This window comes from Bacteroides sp. M10 (assembly GCF_014334015.1).
Classification (GTDB): domain Bacteria; phylum Bacteroidota; class Bacteroidia; order Bacteroidales; family Bacteroidaceae; genus Bacteroides; species Bacteroides intestinigallinarum.
In genome coordinates, this window is record NZ_CP060488.1 from 897590 (window position 1) to 914708 (window position 17119).

General features: G+C 39.7%; 9 protein-coding genes. 4 read left to right on the top strand and 5 right to left on the bottom strand.

All coding sequences use genetic code 11. The features are described from left to right. Positions 1-18 precede the first annotated feature (18 nt). Genes H8796_RS03630 through H8796_RS03640 form a run of 3 tightly spaced genes read left to right on the top strand, consistent with a single transcriptional unit; the run spans position 19 to position 3343 of the window. The gene (locus tag H8796_RS03630) at positions 19-1242 is read left to right on the top strand and encodes a BACON domain-containing protein (protein ID WP_074558675.1); all 1224 of its coding nucleotides are present in this window, start codon (positions 19-21) and stop codon (positions 1240-1242) included. Positions 1243-1259: 17 nt separating this feature from the next. Further along, the gene (locus H8796_RS03635) at positions 1260-2324 is read left to right on the top strand and encodes a nucleoside hydrolase (RefSeq protein WP_117937010.1); all 1065 of its coding nucleotides are present in this window, start codon (positions 1260-1262) and stop codon (positions 2322-2324) included. 14 nt (positions 2325-2338) lie between these two features. Beyond that, positions 2339-3343, top strand: coding sequence for a GRP family sugar transporter (locus H8796_RS03640; RefSeq protein ID WP_074558677.1), 1005 nt, complete (start codon positions 2339-2341; stop codon positions 3341-3343). A gap of 91 nt (positions 3344-3434) precedes the next feature. Here H8796_RS03640 and H8796_RS03645 read toward each other — a convergent pair whose 3' ends face one another. The 5 genes from H8796_RS03645 to H8796_RS03665 form a co-directional block, all read right to left on the bottom strand. Then, on the bottom strand, positions 3435-5261 hold the full coding sequence (locus H8796_RS03645) for an endonuclease/exonuclease/phosphatase family protein (RefSeq protein ID WP_117936982.1): 1827 nt from the start codon (positions 5259-5261) through the stop codon (positions 3435-3437). Between the two features lie 170 nt (positions 5262-5431). Beyond that, positions 5432-6415 carry a glycosyl hydrolase family 18 protein gene (locus tag H8796_RS03650; protein WP_117936984.1) on the bottom strand — a complete coding sequence of 328 codons (984 nt, stop codon included), beginning with the start codon at positions 6413-6415 and terminating at the stop codon, positions 5432-5434. Between the two features lie 60 nt (positions 6416-6475). Further along, complete coding sequence (locus H8796_RS03655; protein ID WP_117936986.1) at positions 6476-8149, bottom strand: BACON domain-containing protein; 1674 nt, start codon at positions 8147-8149, stop codon at positions 6476-6478. A gap of 23 nt (positions 8150-8172) precedes the next feature. Continuing rightward, positions 8173-9807, bottom strand: a complete 1635-nt coding sequence (locus tag H8796_RS03660) for a RagB/SusD family nutrient uptake outer membrane protein (RefSeq protein WP_009001007.1) — start codon at positions 9805-9807, stop codon at positions 8173-8175. 20 nt (positions 9808-9827) lie between these two features. Continuing rightward, complete coding sequence (locus tag H8796_RS03665) at positions 9828-12788, bottom strand: TonB-dependent receptor (protein ID WP_004302470.1); 2961 nt, start codon at positions 12786-12788, stop codon at positions 9828-9830. A gap of 367 nt (positions 12789-13155) precedes the next feature. Between H8796_RS03665 and H8796_RS03670 the strand changes: the two genes are divergently transcribed. After that, positions 13156-17103 (top strand): two-component regulator propeller domain-containing protein, encoded by a 3948-nt coding sequence (locus H8796_RS03670; protein ID WP_117936988.1) that lies wholly within the window; start codon positions 13156-13158, stop codon positions 17101-17103. Positions 17104-17119: the final 16 nt, after the last annotated feature.

Here is a 17119-nt window from a genome sequence, read left to right on the forward strand (position 1 = left end):
ACTCATTAAATCAATGTCATGAGAAAAAGTACGTTTATTATAAAGATATTACTATTGACACTATTAATCGGGTGTCAAGATGATGATTCCTCCAATCTGACAATAGAAAGTCAGCATATCCAAGTGGAATACACTGGAGGGAATATCAATATACCTATATCCTGTAATGTTGCTTCTAAAGCAAGCATCATTTATGATTCAACCAATGAATCGGGCTGGATTTTTCTGTTACCAACTGTACTGAACGGAAATGGAGTCTACACTCTAATGGTAGAAGCCTATAAAAATGTTCTGGACGACCGCCATGCGACACTTGTTATAACCGCCGGTAATGAGACCAAAGAGGTCAAAATCACCCAATTGGCAAAGCCTTCGCTGGGTATTGATCCTGAAGGAATAGCTGCATTAGAGCAAGCCAAAAATTACACGGTTACGGTCACATGCAGAGCTCAATGGAGTGCAAGTGTCAATGATGAGGCAAGTTCCTGGTGTACACTAAGTAATGAAACAGGTACTGGAGTCGGAAGTTTTACCATCCATGTTGCAGATTTGGGAAATGAACAGGCACGAACGGCTATCATTACCATTACTTCCGGTGAACTAAAAGCTACTTTGAAAGTCAGCCAGGGTGAAGGCACTATCATTAACGGGCTTATCTGGGCCAATTGCGATGTTAGTGAACCTAACACATTTACTGCCAGTCCGGATACTCGTGGATTACTATATCAATATGATTCCCGAATAGGCTATCCGAATAGCAGTCCCAATGTAGACAAGAGTTGCCCTCCCGGATTCGAAACAGGATACTACGATTCAGGATATGATACCTGGAGAGATGAAAACAATCCTTGTCCGGCAGGATGGAGAATACCAACCATTACGGAAATTACGGAATTAATAGGTACTACTGCTGATCCTAAATTCACATGGAAAGAGCCGCAGAATAGTCACTTCGCAATTCCTGGCGCCATCGTAGGAATCCCCAGAAGTGAAGGTATCATTGCAACTAAAGAGGACATGAGAGGAGGTATCTTCTTGCCACAATCAGGATATCGTCATAATGAGACAGGTTATCAAGAAACATGGTGGCCAGTAAATATAACCAGTATTTCACGTCCCAATTCACCTCAAAACTGGGATAGGCAGACAATCTGGATAGATGCTAACGGCAATATGGGAATAGATGAATATACATCCAACAGGAAAGCTTATCCGGTCAGATGTGTTATGGATATAAAATAATCAAAAATCTTAAGTATATGAATCATTATTTATTTAAAGATTTCTTTTTAAAGAAATTAGAGAGATGTACGGTTCTTGCTATTCTCATACTTCTTACCTTGTGCTCTTGCACAAGGCAGGAAGGAGTACCTGATCGCATCCCTGTCATCTTTGATACAGATGCCGGCAATGATATCGATGATGTATTGGCCATGCAAATGCTTTTCAATTATGAAAAGGCAGGAAAAATAGACTTATTAGGTATCACCATCTGCAAATCTAATCCTCATGCAATAGAATATATAGATGGCTATTGTCGTTTCAATGACAGAAATGAGATTCCATTAGGATATGCATACAATGGAGTAAACCCGGAAGATGGTAATTATCTCCGGCAGACTCTGGATACTATCATTGATGGTAACAGGATATTGCAACCTCAAAGAAGTATAAAGGACAATCTGCCGGAAGGCTATAAGTTACTACGTAAAATACTGGCTACGCAAAAAGATAACTCCGTAGTATTTATTGCTGTAGGCCCGGAAACAAACCTGGCACGTTTGCTCTCTTCCACAGCTGACGAATATAGCGAATTGGACGGACGGTCACTTGTTGCCCAGAAAGTTAAATTACTATCTGTCATGGGAGGCCGTTTTGGCAATGGAGCCGACTCACCCGAATGGAACGTCATGCAAGACTTAAAGGCAGCACAAACAACCTTTGAAGAATGGCCGACACCTATCGTTACCAGTGGTTGGGAAGTAGGAACCAGTATAGTATATCCACACCAAAGTATTCTGAATGATTTTCCCAATAGTTACAAGCATCCTCTCTGTGTATCATACAAGATCTACCAGCAAATGCCTTACGACAGGGAGACATGGGACCTGACTTCCGTACTGCAGGCTATAGAGCCGGAAAGAAACCTTTTTGGATTATCAGAGAAAGGCATCATAAGTATAGACAGTATCGGACAAAGTCTTTTTGCTCCTTCAAAAGAAGGCAAACATCAATACCTGACCATACGGGAGAAGAACGATATTCAAGCTATAACAGACGCGCTTGTGTATCAGGTTACAGGTAAAGCAAATGTCAAACCTTAAAAAAAGAGATTGTTATGTATATAGTCAATAGTTACACATTAGCTGTCGTCTTTTGTTTTATAACCATGATATGCTGGGGGTCCTGGGGAAATACTCAGAAACTGGCCAGTAAGAACTGGCGTTACGAACTTTATTATTGGGATTATACCATTGGTATTCTATTGTTTGCCTTTCTCTTGGTATTTACATTAGGAAGTTTTGGAGACTCTGGAAGAAGTTTTATAGAAGACATACAACAGGTAGAATCCCAATACATCATTAGCGCACTAATTGGAGGTATCATTTTTAATGCTTCGAATATATTACTTTCAGCATCCGTATCCATAGCCGGAATGGCAGTTGCTTTTCCTTTAGGAGTGGGGTTGGCATTAGTATTAGGAGTATTTATCAATTACTTCAGTTCTCCCAAAGGAGATCCGCTCTGGTTATTCATAGGAGTGATTCTGATTGTTATCGCAATCATTTGCAATGGTATAGCAGCCGGAAAAAATCAGAAAGCAGGCACCAACAGCAACAAGAAAGGAATCATCCTTGCCACTATTGCCGGCGTACTAATGTCTTTCTTCTATCGCTTCGTGGCTGCTACTATGGATCTTGATAATTTTGAATCACCAACAATCGGAATGGCAACTCCTTATACAGCTTTCTTCATCTTTGCTATTGGTATTTTCCTTAGTAACTTTATATTCAATACTTTTGTAATGAAACGTCCATTCGTGGGTTTACCTGTAAGTTACAAAGAATATTTTGCAGGAAAGATCAATACACATATGGTAGGCATTCTTGGCGGATGTATCTGGGGACTTGGAACCGCATTAAGCTACATTGCAGCAGGAAAAGCAGGAGCAGCTATCTCATATGCCTTAGGACAGGGAGCACCGATGATTGCTGCACTATGGGGAGTATTTATCTGGAAAGAGTTTACAGGAAGCTCCAAAGAGACAAACAGGCTATTAGGTATAATGTTTGTGTTGTTCATCTTGGGATTGTTCTTTATTATCCTTTCCGGAGGTAATTAAGAAAAATATAATACACAAAAAAGCCACAGAGAAACGTTTAAAATTTCCTCTGTGGCTTTTATCCTATTTCTATTTTCTCACTCAAAACTACCTAAACTGTAATATCCAACAAAACCTCTCCTTTCACATTCAACACCTTAATCCTCAATTCATCTTTCTTCTTTTCCAGAATCATCACCGTAGCGCTATCCATCTTATATCCTCCACCAATAATGACCGGGTAATTGTTTCCCAACTCACCTTTCGGATGATAGGCATACGTATGAGTATGAGCATTCAGGCTCACATTGAAAGGTGCTTTTTCCAATAATTTAGTCCATAGATCTGCACAGAGATTCTTTCCATCATTACCATAAAGCGGAATATGATGAATAAGAACACGTTTCTTCGCTTTCTTGAAGTCTTTGGCAGATAACTCCTCTTTCAGAAAATCGACTTGTTCATTACGTAACTGTGTGAAATCATTCAAATCGTAATACACCCAGTGAGAGTCTAGCTTATCCTCTCCACAATCAAGCATGACAATACGGGTATCGCCCCAATTAAAAGAACCATAGGTCTTATCCCCTACATAGTCATAATGGTCGCGCAGACCGATAGAATAAGCATTGCGAATCTCATGATTGCCACGCATAAAAAAAGTTGGAATGCGATCACTGCGTACACCTTCGGTAAGTTCACTAATAAAAGTCGTTGCCTGTTCGTGGTCGACAGGATCGTCTACACAATCACCATTGAAAACTACAAAGTCATAGTTGATATTCTGTATCTGTTTGCATAAAGCACGAAAAGTTTTTGTATGCTGATGCAAATCATTGAAAACAATGGCAGTGAAAGAATCTGTATCCGTTTCCGGAAGCGTAAATTCAGAGAAATCTGACTGGGCAGTATTTCCGAATACTTTCTTATATGCTTGATAAAGCAATATTTCTTGCGAACATACGCGATAATAATATTTCTGTCCCGGTATCAGATCGTTGATACGTATTTTATGTAGTTTATTATTGCAGACTACCTGCCCGTCAACAATTGTACGAGCGCGTTTCAGTTGAGTAGTGTCTGTTCCATATTCCACCCAACAGTATGCCGGAACGGTAGTTTCCCACATAACTGTCATACCATTACCTATGGGATTCTGTAAATAAGGTTTAGTACGGAATATTTTATCTGCCTTTTCAGCGGTACGCAGTTCTACAAGAATAGGGCGATGATCGGAGGCCATCGGTTCATCCAACACTTGAGAGGATATAAGAGCGAAGCCATTAGCATTTGACTTCAATGCAGTAATATAATCTATAGTCTCCTTGGGTTCAGGAGCCGGATAAGTAGATTGTTTAGGATTGGAGAGTATCTGGAAGTCTTTCTGTAACTCCTTTATAAAGTCGGATTCCGGTTCAGCATTCATGTCCCCAGCCAGAAAAAGAGGCTTTTTATAGGAAACAGTAAATGACTTCACTATTTCCAGGGACTTCATGCGATCTTCTTCCGTTAATGACAGATGAGTACAACAATAAATATAATCCTCAAATTCTGCCAGAATCAAGGTGCGGGCCTCTTCTCTACCAGGTAAAGGGATAGCTTGTAAACATAGCGGAACTTGCTTTGTCAGCAGTCCGATTCCATATTTACCTCCATCAAACTTTATGGCAGGTGCAAAACAAGCATGCATCTGTGTACGTTCAGCTATCTCACCCAGCACATATTTCTGTCCGCTCCGACGGGTCATACTGTCTACCTCTTGTATAGCCACAACATCAGGAGAAGCATTATTTATCACATTGGCTACCCGTTGAAAATTACAAATATCATCCATGCCGTTCGCATTTTTAATATTATAAGTCATCAGTCTCAATGTATGCTGGGCCTGTACCGGGAAAATAAATAGGATTACGGAAATTAGTAAAAAGATCTTTTTCATGTTTTCATTTTTGGGGGTTAATGTTAAGCCCTCAAAGGTAAGAAAAAAATAAAAAGCCACAAAGATATGAATTCATACCTTTGCGGCCTCTTATTGCCAAGAATAGCTTTTCTCTAAATGGGGGGATGAGAACAAAGCTATATTATTTACAAGGTCGATTTATTATCTTATTATTTCTTTTTCCACTTTGCGGTAGTATCCCACATTTGCGGGTCTACGCTATTAAAGTGCCAAAAACCGATTTGAGAGATTCCCAGTTCATCGGCTAGTTCAAGTAGTGCTTCTGTACTTCTGGCATCACTTGCATAAAACATATGCCGATTACCATCGGTACCATCATACAGATACATGTTTACCTTTTCGTAACATAACCAAGTAGAAGAAGGCAAAATTCCATTTATACTGTCAGGCACAGATTGATAAACCTGCCTTCCTTTAATGTCACCAGTTACAGCATAATCATTTGCATAAGCAGGCAGTGCCATCACTAATTTATCACTCGGAATGTGTTTCATCCAGAAAAGCATCGCTTCTTTAGTCCATGGATAGTTGGACGTAGGTCCAATGCCCATACAATCATCTCTGTGCTTGAGCTCGGGCTTATTTATTCCCGGTGCAAAATACATATCGTAGCACATCACTCTCACTAAATCACAGGTAGCATTCAAGACTACCGGATCGTGAAACATCTTAGTTTCGTTATCCTGATACAAAGCCGGATAAAAACTCACGCAATGGCTTAATTTCTTTCCAACAGCATGAAGTTCTTTTGAAGCAAGTTTCAGGAATTCGGTATATGCATCCTGAATATCAGGACGCAAATGTTCGAGATCAAGATCTATTCCATCATATCCATTTGCATTGCAATCGCTTACATACTTCTCAACAAGTGCCTTTCTTTTCTGTGGCGTATCAATCGTTTCTTCATTTCCACCTACAGCCTGATATACTTCAATATGATTCTGATGACACTCATCGATAAATGATTTCGGAGGATTCCCGAAAACGCTAATGGAACTAATTATCTCTTTCACTGGTTCTATATCCTTAAAAGAGCTTCCATCTATATAGACATACCAAGGAAATACTTTTTTCTCCAAAGTGGTGGAAGCGAGTGCTTCCTGCTTGCAGGAAACACTCGTCATTACCAACATTACACAGCATATAGCTGTTCCAATTATACTTAAATACCTCATTGAATGTAAAGTAAACTGTTATTCTTCATCATAGTTATACTTCTTATATTCTATATAGTCATACTTAGCTGTATACGTTTTTGCAGTAGGCTTATCTCCTTGCCAGCCACCGCCGTCAGCAAAGGTCATTATTGAGAATCCAAATTTGAACTGTGCCGGAGTATACCAGGTAGTGAATGTTTTCGCCACTTCACCGTCTATAATCCATGCCGCCCAATATGCACCATCTGCATTAAGTCTAAGGTCAATAGTCAGAGTATGTTTACCCGGATCAATAGGTACACCGTAAACTCCCATAGACTCTGTATAACAACGTACCAGCATTTGACCTGGAACAGGAGGAATAGTACAAGCCGCACGATCATTTTCAGTACCTGCGAAAACAAACATAGAGAATGATCTTTCTTCAGCGTTAGTTGCAGCGATATTACCACCTGCCAACCATTTTTCACCTACCCCTACCAAAGGAACATCTATTTCCCATGTATATTTTCCTGCTCCTATCTCCGGACCATAAACGAAGTTATTCCCGTTAGATAGATTCAAACTTCCATCTGCAATCGTTCCTCCATTATTAGTCCATCCAACAGGTACAAAACCTGCTTCCTCAAAGTCCCACTTCACTGTTGTTCCCTCTGGTTCGGGAGGAAGCTGACCTTCAACAATCGGCTTCATTGAATAATCATAAGGAACATATTCAAGATAATCAAATAAGGCATAATTTTCTTGAGTTGCCGCATGATCGCCCATACCATAAAGATTCTCGACACTAGATATAGCACGGAAATAAGCTTCTTCACCATAATCTAATTGTGCCCTCTTTAAAACTTTACCATCAACCGACCACTCCGCCAGATATTTCTTATTCTCTAACTTCAAATCCAAAACAAACGTATGCCAAGCTTCAGCCTTGATAGGCGTGAACTCAGAGAAAAAAGGATTAGCCTGACTAGTCACAAGACACAGCATATCATCTGGTCCGGCACTATGTGCTGCACGGTCTGCAGCCGTACCGGAACAAATTTCAAAATCCAACTCATGCCCATCGTCAAAATATAAGAATGCTCCAATACTAGCTCGGTCATTCATTCCGAATTTAGGAACATATATCCTCCATTCATAACGACCTGATCCGAATTGTGTTGTTGTTTGCACTTTGAAACGATCTCCATTAGTACCTTCATACTCTTTACCTGGCCGTGTATAGATTCTTAACGCTTTTCCATCTTCACATTCGTCATTGTCTACGATAGTGATCGGATTGATCCCTGCCACAAGTCCTGTTTTTTGCAATCCAGTAAAGTCACCGTAATTATAAATGGTTCCTTTATAGCCATCCTGAATAATTGTAATGGTTCGAAGTTCAGCACCTTTCGCTGCTATGGTCAAGGTTGCACTGCGTTTTGGACCGCTATTCTTATCAGCAGAAATTGTTAGCGTACCATTACCAGTTCCTGCCAAAGGAGAAACAGTAAGCCAATTACCACCTGCCTGATCCACTGCTACTTCCCAAGCTGCTTCTGACGTAATATCTACAGTCTGAACTTCAGTAGAGGAGACTCCGAATGTTAAAGCATTTGTGGAGATTCCGCATGCAACAATCTCTGTTTTCTCTTTGAAGCTATCGCCGCATGATACTAAAGAGGCATTACATAATACACCTATTGCTAAATATAAATATCTTAGTTTCATAATAATTGTTTTTATTGTTTCACTCAGTTCTTCAAATTCGGATTAATAGACGAGTCTACAAAAGGACGGGGAAGATACATCTTACTGTCATTCCACGTGCCAGATACGGAAACAGCTTCTTTCCTAAAGACTCCAGGAGCCACTTCAATCTCCGGATTTAATTTTCTGTATTCAAAATGATCTTTAATACGATTCATGCGAAACATATCCCTTGCTCTGGTGGCAATATTTCCCCAATAATATCCGGCTATTTCCCAGCCATGTTCATTATAGGCAGCTTCTGCCAGATCATCATACGACATGGTTGTCTTATAGATATCCCGGTCTGCAACAACAGATCCATTGGCACGATTACGTACCTCATTCAATAAGTTGACAGCTTCCGTGATACTACCTGTTTTTGAACGACCTACAGCTTCGGCGTACCAGCAATATACTTCTGCCAAGCGAATAATCTGATGCGTCTTTTCTCCATTCTGATTCATCGAAATTTTCGGATTCGTATAGTCGAATTCTTCTCCAGTAGTCGTTTCTACTTTCTTCATGAAACAGGGAGCAACAACCACACGTGGTGCTTCCGGATTGGGGTCTTCCCACCAATCACGCAACTTCGTCTCATTCTTCAATATAATTTTCGGGAAATAAGATGCATCTTTGCGCGAGCCTTCCGGGAAATCATACCAGAATTTAATTTCTCCGTTCGTATCTCCCCAACCACCGCCACCATAAGCATAGTCTGCCAGGAAATCGGCTAAAGGAGCATTGGTAAGTGCATCTATTCCTAAATTATAGTAAACCCCAAGTAACACTTCTGGATTATTCTTATTATACTCCATCGAATATACTTGCTTGTAATCAGGTAATAGCTTGTAGTAGTAAGTACCTTTCTTCGCAGCATCGATTACTTCTTTTGCCTTTGCAGCGGCCAGTTGATAATATTCTGTTCCTTTGTTCAACGGCCATCCCGCCATTGCCATATACACATAAGCCAATGTTGCTTTTACAGCTCCTTGACTAACAGCAATGTTTACCCCATTTCTTGCGTAGGGATCTTTAGTATAATTGGCAGGGACCATTGTTTCTGCCTTTTTCAGGTCAGACACAATCAGTTCATAAATTTCAGGAACAGTTGCCAATGGCATGTTGTAATTGATTTCATCTTTCACAACCATAGGTACCTCTCCCCAAGCCATTACAAAGTAAAAATAAGAATAGGCGCGCCAATAATAAGCTTGTCCAATGGCCGCATCTTTCTCTTCCTGACTCACCTCCGGAGTTCGTCCGGCATTATCTATAATGAAATTAGCAGCTTTTACCAATCTCCAACGAGCTCCCCACAATTCAGTCACCCAAGTGTTATTGTCCGAAACATTATAAGTATCTACCTCACGCAACCCCTGTTTATTAGCTGCAGGGTGTGTAGAAATATCATCACCCATCACTGATTCGAAACCTGCCCAGATATTTGCATACATATCACTCGCAACTTTGGAATACATTCCATTCAGAGCCAAGTCCAGATCACCTTTTGAATTGAAGAAATTAGTTACCGCCAACTGCCCTTTAGGATCTTCTGTCAGTAAATCCTGGCAAGACACCATCCAAAGTGCTATCAATGCTAGTCCGACAGATTTGAATATTCTATATATTGTTTTCATATCCATGTATAGTTAAAAGATTAAAAGTTAAGTTTCATACCAAAAGTGAAAGTTCTTGGAACAGGATAAGAGCCCATATCTACGCCATTAAAGCCGTAATCGGATTCACTGTACACTTCTGGGTCCATACCTGTGTATTTCGTTAATGTAAACAGGTTTTGAGCACTGACCGACAATTGAATATCGGCTACTTTCGTTATCTTCTTAGGAATATTATACGTAAGGCTTATATTTTTCAGTTTCACAAATGATGCATCTTCAAGCCAGAAATCAGAATCAGGATAGTTTCTATTATCTGAATTTTTATGACTTGCATACACAGCATCTGCTTTATTGGCTACTTTATCCCAACTTTTGTAATAAGCATCAGATAAAGAGATGAAACGATATACACCTGTCATAGATCCCATCGCATAGCGGCTTACATTCAGTCTATCTTGTCCTAATGCAGCATTGATGAAGAGATTGAGCGTCCAGTTTTTCCAAGTAAATGTATTATTCCATCCGAAAGTCCAATTAGGCTCGGCCTGCCCTTTAGTAACCAGATCGTCAGCACCCGGATTGGTAGTCAAACTTCCATTAGATTGATGTTTATACAAGTTGGCGCCCTGGTCATTAAAGTTTGCCCATTCATAAAGATAGAAAGAACCAATCGGATACCCTACTTTTTTAATTTGAATGGGACCACCGCCAATACTTGTATAATTCTCCCCAACGATAAAATCACTACCTGCCAGATCGATTATCTTATTCTTTAAATAAGATGCATTCAGCGATGTTTCCCAACCAAATATATCTTTGTCTGTCAAAGGAGTAGCTGTGATGGTGAATTCAACACCAGAGTTTCTAACTTCACCTTGGTTGACCCAGAAAGAGCCACCTCCGTTATATTGAGGAGCAGGTTTGCGAAGTAACAAGTCCTTAGTATCCTTCCGGAACCATTCGGCTGTAAAACTCAAGCGACCGTCTAAAACACTGGCATCCAAACCTATGTTATACTGATAGGTGCTTTCCCAAGTTACATCTGGTGTGGCAAGATTTCCAGTCCAATAACCGGTATGGATTGCATCGCTACCATAACCGTCATAATTTGTAGGAGCCAACATACCCAATGTTGTGTAAGCACCGATACTTTGATTACCAACAACACCAAAACTGGCTCTTAGTTTCAATTGCTGGACAATGTTTTGTTTGCTCATAAAGTTTTCTTTAGCAACATCCCAAGCAACAGCTGCTGACGGAAAATATCCCCATTTATTCTTCTTCTGAAACTTAGATGAACCATCGGCACGGAAAGTACCTGTCAGCATATACTTCCCTTTGTAATTGTACATAATTCGACCAAGTCCCGACACAATAGCTTCTGCGGAATAGCCATTCTCTCCATCGCGTGTCTTTGCATTTTTTGCATTCCAATAACCAACAAACTCATTGGCTAAATCACTACCGGTCAGTTTTAAATTTCTACCTTCGGCGCCACTTGCTTCAAACACAGCTGTTGCAGTCAAATGATGATCGCCGAAACTTGTGTTATAAGTCACATTATTGGTATTCTGCCAGAATAGATTCATCCTGCTCGCATTTTCCATACCACTAATTTGTCCGGGTTTTGCTAACGACGAGGTGAAAGAGTAACTCGGAACATGAGAGTAATTAGCAGCACCCTGTACAGACAATGTCAACCCTTTCATTATTTTGAAAGTCAAATCCATATTAGTATTCAAAGCATACACATATGAGTCACCATAATTTGCGACACGTGCACCATAAGGGTTTCCATTTACTGAATTATAAGGGTCCATATTATAAACGCCCGTTACCGGATCTTTCATTTCCATCGTAGGAGAATAGTTCAGGAAGTTCATAATGTCAATACCCCCATTATGACTGTGAGTACGTGAAGCATTAATTTTGGTAGAAAGTGTCAACCACTTAGTGAGTTCATTATCCAAATTTATCCGCAACTGTGCACGTTGATACTTGGTCGTGATGGTCATGGCTGTCATATTCAATACATTGGCTGAAATAAGATACTTATTTTTAGCCGTTCCACCCGAAATACCTAATTTATAGTCCTGACTAATACCGGTCTGCAACATCAAATTCTGCCAGTCAATGCCTTTGGAACCATTTTTATAGGCTTCCATCTCATCATCTGCAAACGAAATACCATTATATTCCTTTAATGCTGTCGCATATTCATAAGCATTCAATAAGTCATATTTTTTAAGGATGTTCGATACGCCTATAGCCACATCTGCATAAATCTGCACTTTACCTTCTACCCCTTTTTTAGTAGTTACCAAGACCACACCATTAGCACCGCGTGAACCATAAATAGCTGTTGCCGAAGCATCCTTCAGAACTTCAATAGATTGAATGTCAGCAGGATTTACATCTAGTCCACCAGACATAATGCCATCGATGACATACAAGGGGTCATTGCTGGTATTAAGAGAAGTAGTACCACGAACACGAACTTTAACTGTGCCACCAGGTAAACCATTTACGCTCGTCACTGCCACACCTGCAGTACGTCCTTGCAGAATATCTTCCACCCGCTTTACCGGCTGATCCTTAAATTGTTTGGAAGAAACAGAAGCCACAGCACCTGTTATATCTGATTTTTTCACTACACCATAGCCGATGACCACTACCTCACTCAATTGGTTCTGATCTTCCTGCATTGTAATCTTCAAACTGGTATTCGTTCCCAGTTTAACCTCTTTAGTCACGTATCCGATATAAGAGAATGATAGTGTAGAGCCAACAGGAGCACTAATCGAGAACTTTCCGGAAATATCCGTTACGGTACCAGTTTGTGCATCTTTAAGGGTTACGTTGACACCGATGATAGGTTCATTGCTGTCGGCATCCATAACAGTACCCGAATACTGCTTTGCAACCTGTGCATAAGTAGATGTAACTGCTGCAAAAAGAAATAGTAGCAAGCAGCCAAGCGTTTTTCTTAGATTATCCATATACTTTTCATTTAGTTAGAATATAATGATATTAGATTTTTAGGAATTTTAGATATAAGTCAAGGCATTCAAAATGTTCCCAACATTACTCCGCCTCTTCATTCTACAGTTTTAGGATGTATTCATAGTAAATAGTCTTTTTTTAAGGTTTAATACTTTTTCGTATTTAGTGTCAACTATGCAAATATAGGTGCAAAGCATGGAAATAGAGATCAAATAACATCCATAATTAGTCCGCTACTGTTCAAAAGGAGTATTCTGAATACCCTTTCGAGCCATCTAATGAGCTTTGTGGACAAAAGAAGATGAAATCTATTGTACAGTTTCATAACTTCTTTTATATTTGCTATATCAAAAGAACATAACTATGTCAAAAGCACACATACTAAAGAGGTATTCTTCCCTAATTTGGATATTATTCTTTGTTCTTTCTACAAAGGCTGAACAACAAGACTACTACTTCAGACAAATTTCTTTAGAACAGGGATTGTCACAATCAAGAGTGCAGTGCATTTACAGAGATCATTTAGGAGTAATATGGATAGGTACCAAATGGGGGTTAAATAGTTATGACCAATCTGAACTGAAAAGTTATTTTCATGACCGGGAGCAGCCCAACTCATTGCCCGACAATTTCATTCGTTTTATTACAGAGGATCGTTTCGGCGATTTATACGTTTCTACCAATAAAGGAATTGCCATCTACAATAAAGCAGAAAATCAATTTCAGCCATTGAAATATAACGGAAAACCATTTACCGCTTGGTCTTATCTTCAAATAGATGACAATTTCCTGTTTGGAGGAGAAGAAACCTTATACCAATACAATCTGGCGGATAAAAGTATTACGACGATCTTCCCCGACATCGACGGAGACAAGTTGAAATGTATCAACCGCATCTTTCAGTGGAGTCCCAATATACTGATAACCAGCAGTAAGAAAGATGGGCTTTGGATGTATGATCTAGCTAAAAAGAAAATGTATCGATGTCCATTTGTAAAAGAGCGCGAAATAAACACCATATTTGTTGACTCTCAAAACCGGCTTTGGGTGTCATTCTATGGCAAAGGAATGGCTTGCTACTCGAAAGAGGGGAAAAGACTTTTCAGTTTATCCACCAGGAATTCCGAGCTCAACAACGACATCATTTTTGATTTTCTTGAAAAAGATAATCAACTTTGGATAGCCACTGACGGAGGAGGCATCAACATACTTGACCTCCAGACTATGAAGTTCTCTTATCTTAAACATATTTCCGATGATGAGCAATCCTTACCGAACAACTCTATCTACCGGCTCTATAAAGATCAAATGGACAATATATGGATAGGCAGCATACACGGAGGATTATTCGCTATTAAGAAAGTATTCATCAAAACCTATAAAGATGTTCCACTGAACAATCCCAATGGAGTTAGCGAGCGCATCGTGGTTAGCATCTTTGAAGATAAGGATACATTGCTTTGGATTGGAACAGACGGAGGAGGTATCAACTCATTTGACCAAAAAACGAATACATTTCATCATTACCCTACTACATACGGAGAGAAAGTCACCTCTATCACAGATTTTTCTGAAAATGAGCTCTTATTATCATGTTTCAATAAAGGGGTCTATACCTTTAATAAGAGAACCGCACAGATGCAACCTTTTCCCATTATCAATGACTCTATTTCGAAAAGAGAATTTTCATCCGGCGACCTGGTAAACCTATATGCTACAAAAGATAACATTTACATATTAGGAGCAAAAGTCTATATCTACAACAAGCATACCCGGCAAACATCCATTCTCTATGCACCCCAAATAGACATTCAGCGCCAAATAGCTATGCAGGCTATTTACTCCGACGATACCCATCTGTATCTAATGGGAACCAACAACCTGTTTAAACTAAACTTCAAAACCAACGAACTGTCCTCATTGGTCAGCATGAAAGAGGGAGATGATTTCACATCGGCCTGTCGAGATGATAAAGGTAACTTTTGGATAGGAAGTAATTTCGGATTGCTCTTCTACAATAAACAGACTGGAAAAACAGAAAAGATACACACCAACTTGTTCAACAGTGTATCCAGCCTTGCCTATGATAAAAAAGGAAAAGTCTGGATAGGAGCGCAAAATATGTTCTTTGCGTATATTATTAACGAAAAGCGTTTCGTTATCCTGGACGAATCCGATGGAGTTCCTTCCAACGAATTGATATTTACCCCTATTCCTGCTCTTCGTACTCCCAATCTGTATATGGGAGGCACTATGGGACTGGTACGCATTAATACGGATATTATTTTCGAAAGCAATTTGTCTCCTATTCTCAAGCTACTTGAAGTAAAACTAAATAGTAAATCAACTCTGAAACAGGTTAATAATAACTGTATTTCGATTCCCTGGAATCATTCATCGTTCAACATCAAAGTGATTGCTGACGAAAAGAACTCCTTCCGAAAACACCTTTTCCGGTATGTCATCACAGGAAAAGACAAAATGGTGATCGAGAGTTATCTCCAGACACTCGAATTGGGTACCTTAGCATCAGGGGAATATACCATCAGCGTATCCTGTGATACCCCCAACGGTGAATGGAGCCAGCCGACAGAGATCTTAACTATTATGGTCTCACCTCCTTGGTGGAAATCTACCTGGTTTATTATACTATGCATTTTCTTTGCATTTCTAGTTGCAGGAGTAGTCTTCTTTAGTTTGATAAGAAAAAAAGAGAATCGGCTGAAACGTGAGATGCGGGAACATGAGAAGAAGATATATGAAGAGAAAATACGCTTCTTAATCAATATCAGTCATGAGCTACGTACCCCTTTGACACTCATTTATGCTTCCCTGAAACGAATTCTAAATAAAGAGGTAAAGCAAGATGAGCTGCCAGAATATCTACAGGGTGCATTCAAGCAGGCCAATCAGATGAAAGATATTATCAACATTGTGCTTGATGCACGCAAAATGGAGGTAGGACAGGAAGTGCTACACATCTCTTCGCATCCTTTGCACAAGTGGATACAGGAAGTGGCAGAAACATTTCAAACTGCATCAAAGGCCAAAGAAATTGAAATTACATACGACTTTGACGACAGCATACAATATATCGCGTATGATGACACCAAATGTAGAGTTGTTCTTTCCAATCTGATTATGAATGCTTTGAAATATAGCCCCAATCAGACTCGTATCGTCATAAAAACAATCCGTACAAATGAAAGTATACAGGTACACGTACAAGACCAAGGAATCGGATTGGATAACGTAGATATAAAAAAGCTCTTTACCCGTTTCTACCAAGGCAAACATAATGAGGGAGGAAGTGGTATCGGTTTATCTTATGCTAAAATGTTGATTGACCTGCATGGAGGCAGGATGGGGGCTTTCAATAATGAAGACAGAGGGGCCACATTCTTTTATGAAATACCGGCTAATCTACAAGAGCAGGAAGTATCATGTCCTCAACATTCCTACCTCAATGAACTTTTAAGTTCTCCGGAGGAAGAAGAGAAAATAGAATCCGGTTCTTTCTCTCTACAAGGATATTCGCTGTTGATTGTAGAAGACAAACAGGACTTAAGGGAATTCTTAAAAAGTGCCCTTAAGGATAAATTCAAGAAGATCTATCAGGCAGAAAATGGACTGGTAGCACTGGAAGTTATTAAGCAACAGCAACCGGACATTATAGTAAGTGATGTAATGATGCCACAAATGAATGGCTATCAGCTATGCAAGGAAATTAAAGAGAATCTGAATATTAGCCATATCCCTGTCATCCTGCTTACCGCCAGAGCCGATTCTGAAAGCCAGATGTTAGGATACAAATTAGGAGCTGATGCCTATTTACCCAAACCATTTGAAATGGAAATGCTCCTCAGCGTGATCCAGAATCAGATGAGAAACCGTGAATATATTAAGTCTAGATACAGGGGCAATCAATTCATTCTGTCTCCGCAAGAGGCTACTTTCAGCAATGCAGATGAACAATTTATGATTAAATTGAATGAAATGATCGATCAGAATCTGTCTCAACCAGATTTGGATGTGAAATTCCTGACTGCTCAAATGGCAATGAGCCGGACATCCTTATATAATAAGATCAAGGAACTGACCGGCATGGGAGCAAACGATTATATCAATCGTAGAAGAATCGACAAAGCAATCATTCTTTTAACTCAGTCTGACATGAGCATTACTGAAATATCAGAGCAGGTAGGCTTCACTTATCAACGATATTTCAGTACGTTATTTAAAGAAATGAAAGGAATGACTCCTTCTCAATTCAGAGCGCAACACGGTTCTACCCAACAACAATCAGAGTAGATTCAGCACTTTAGTT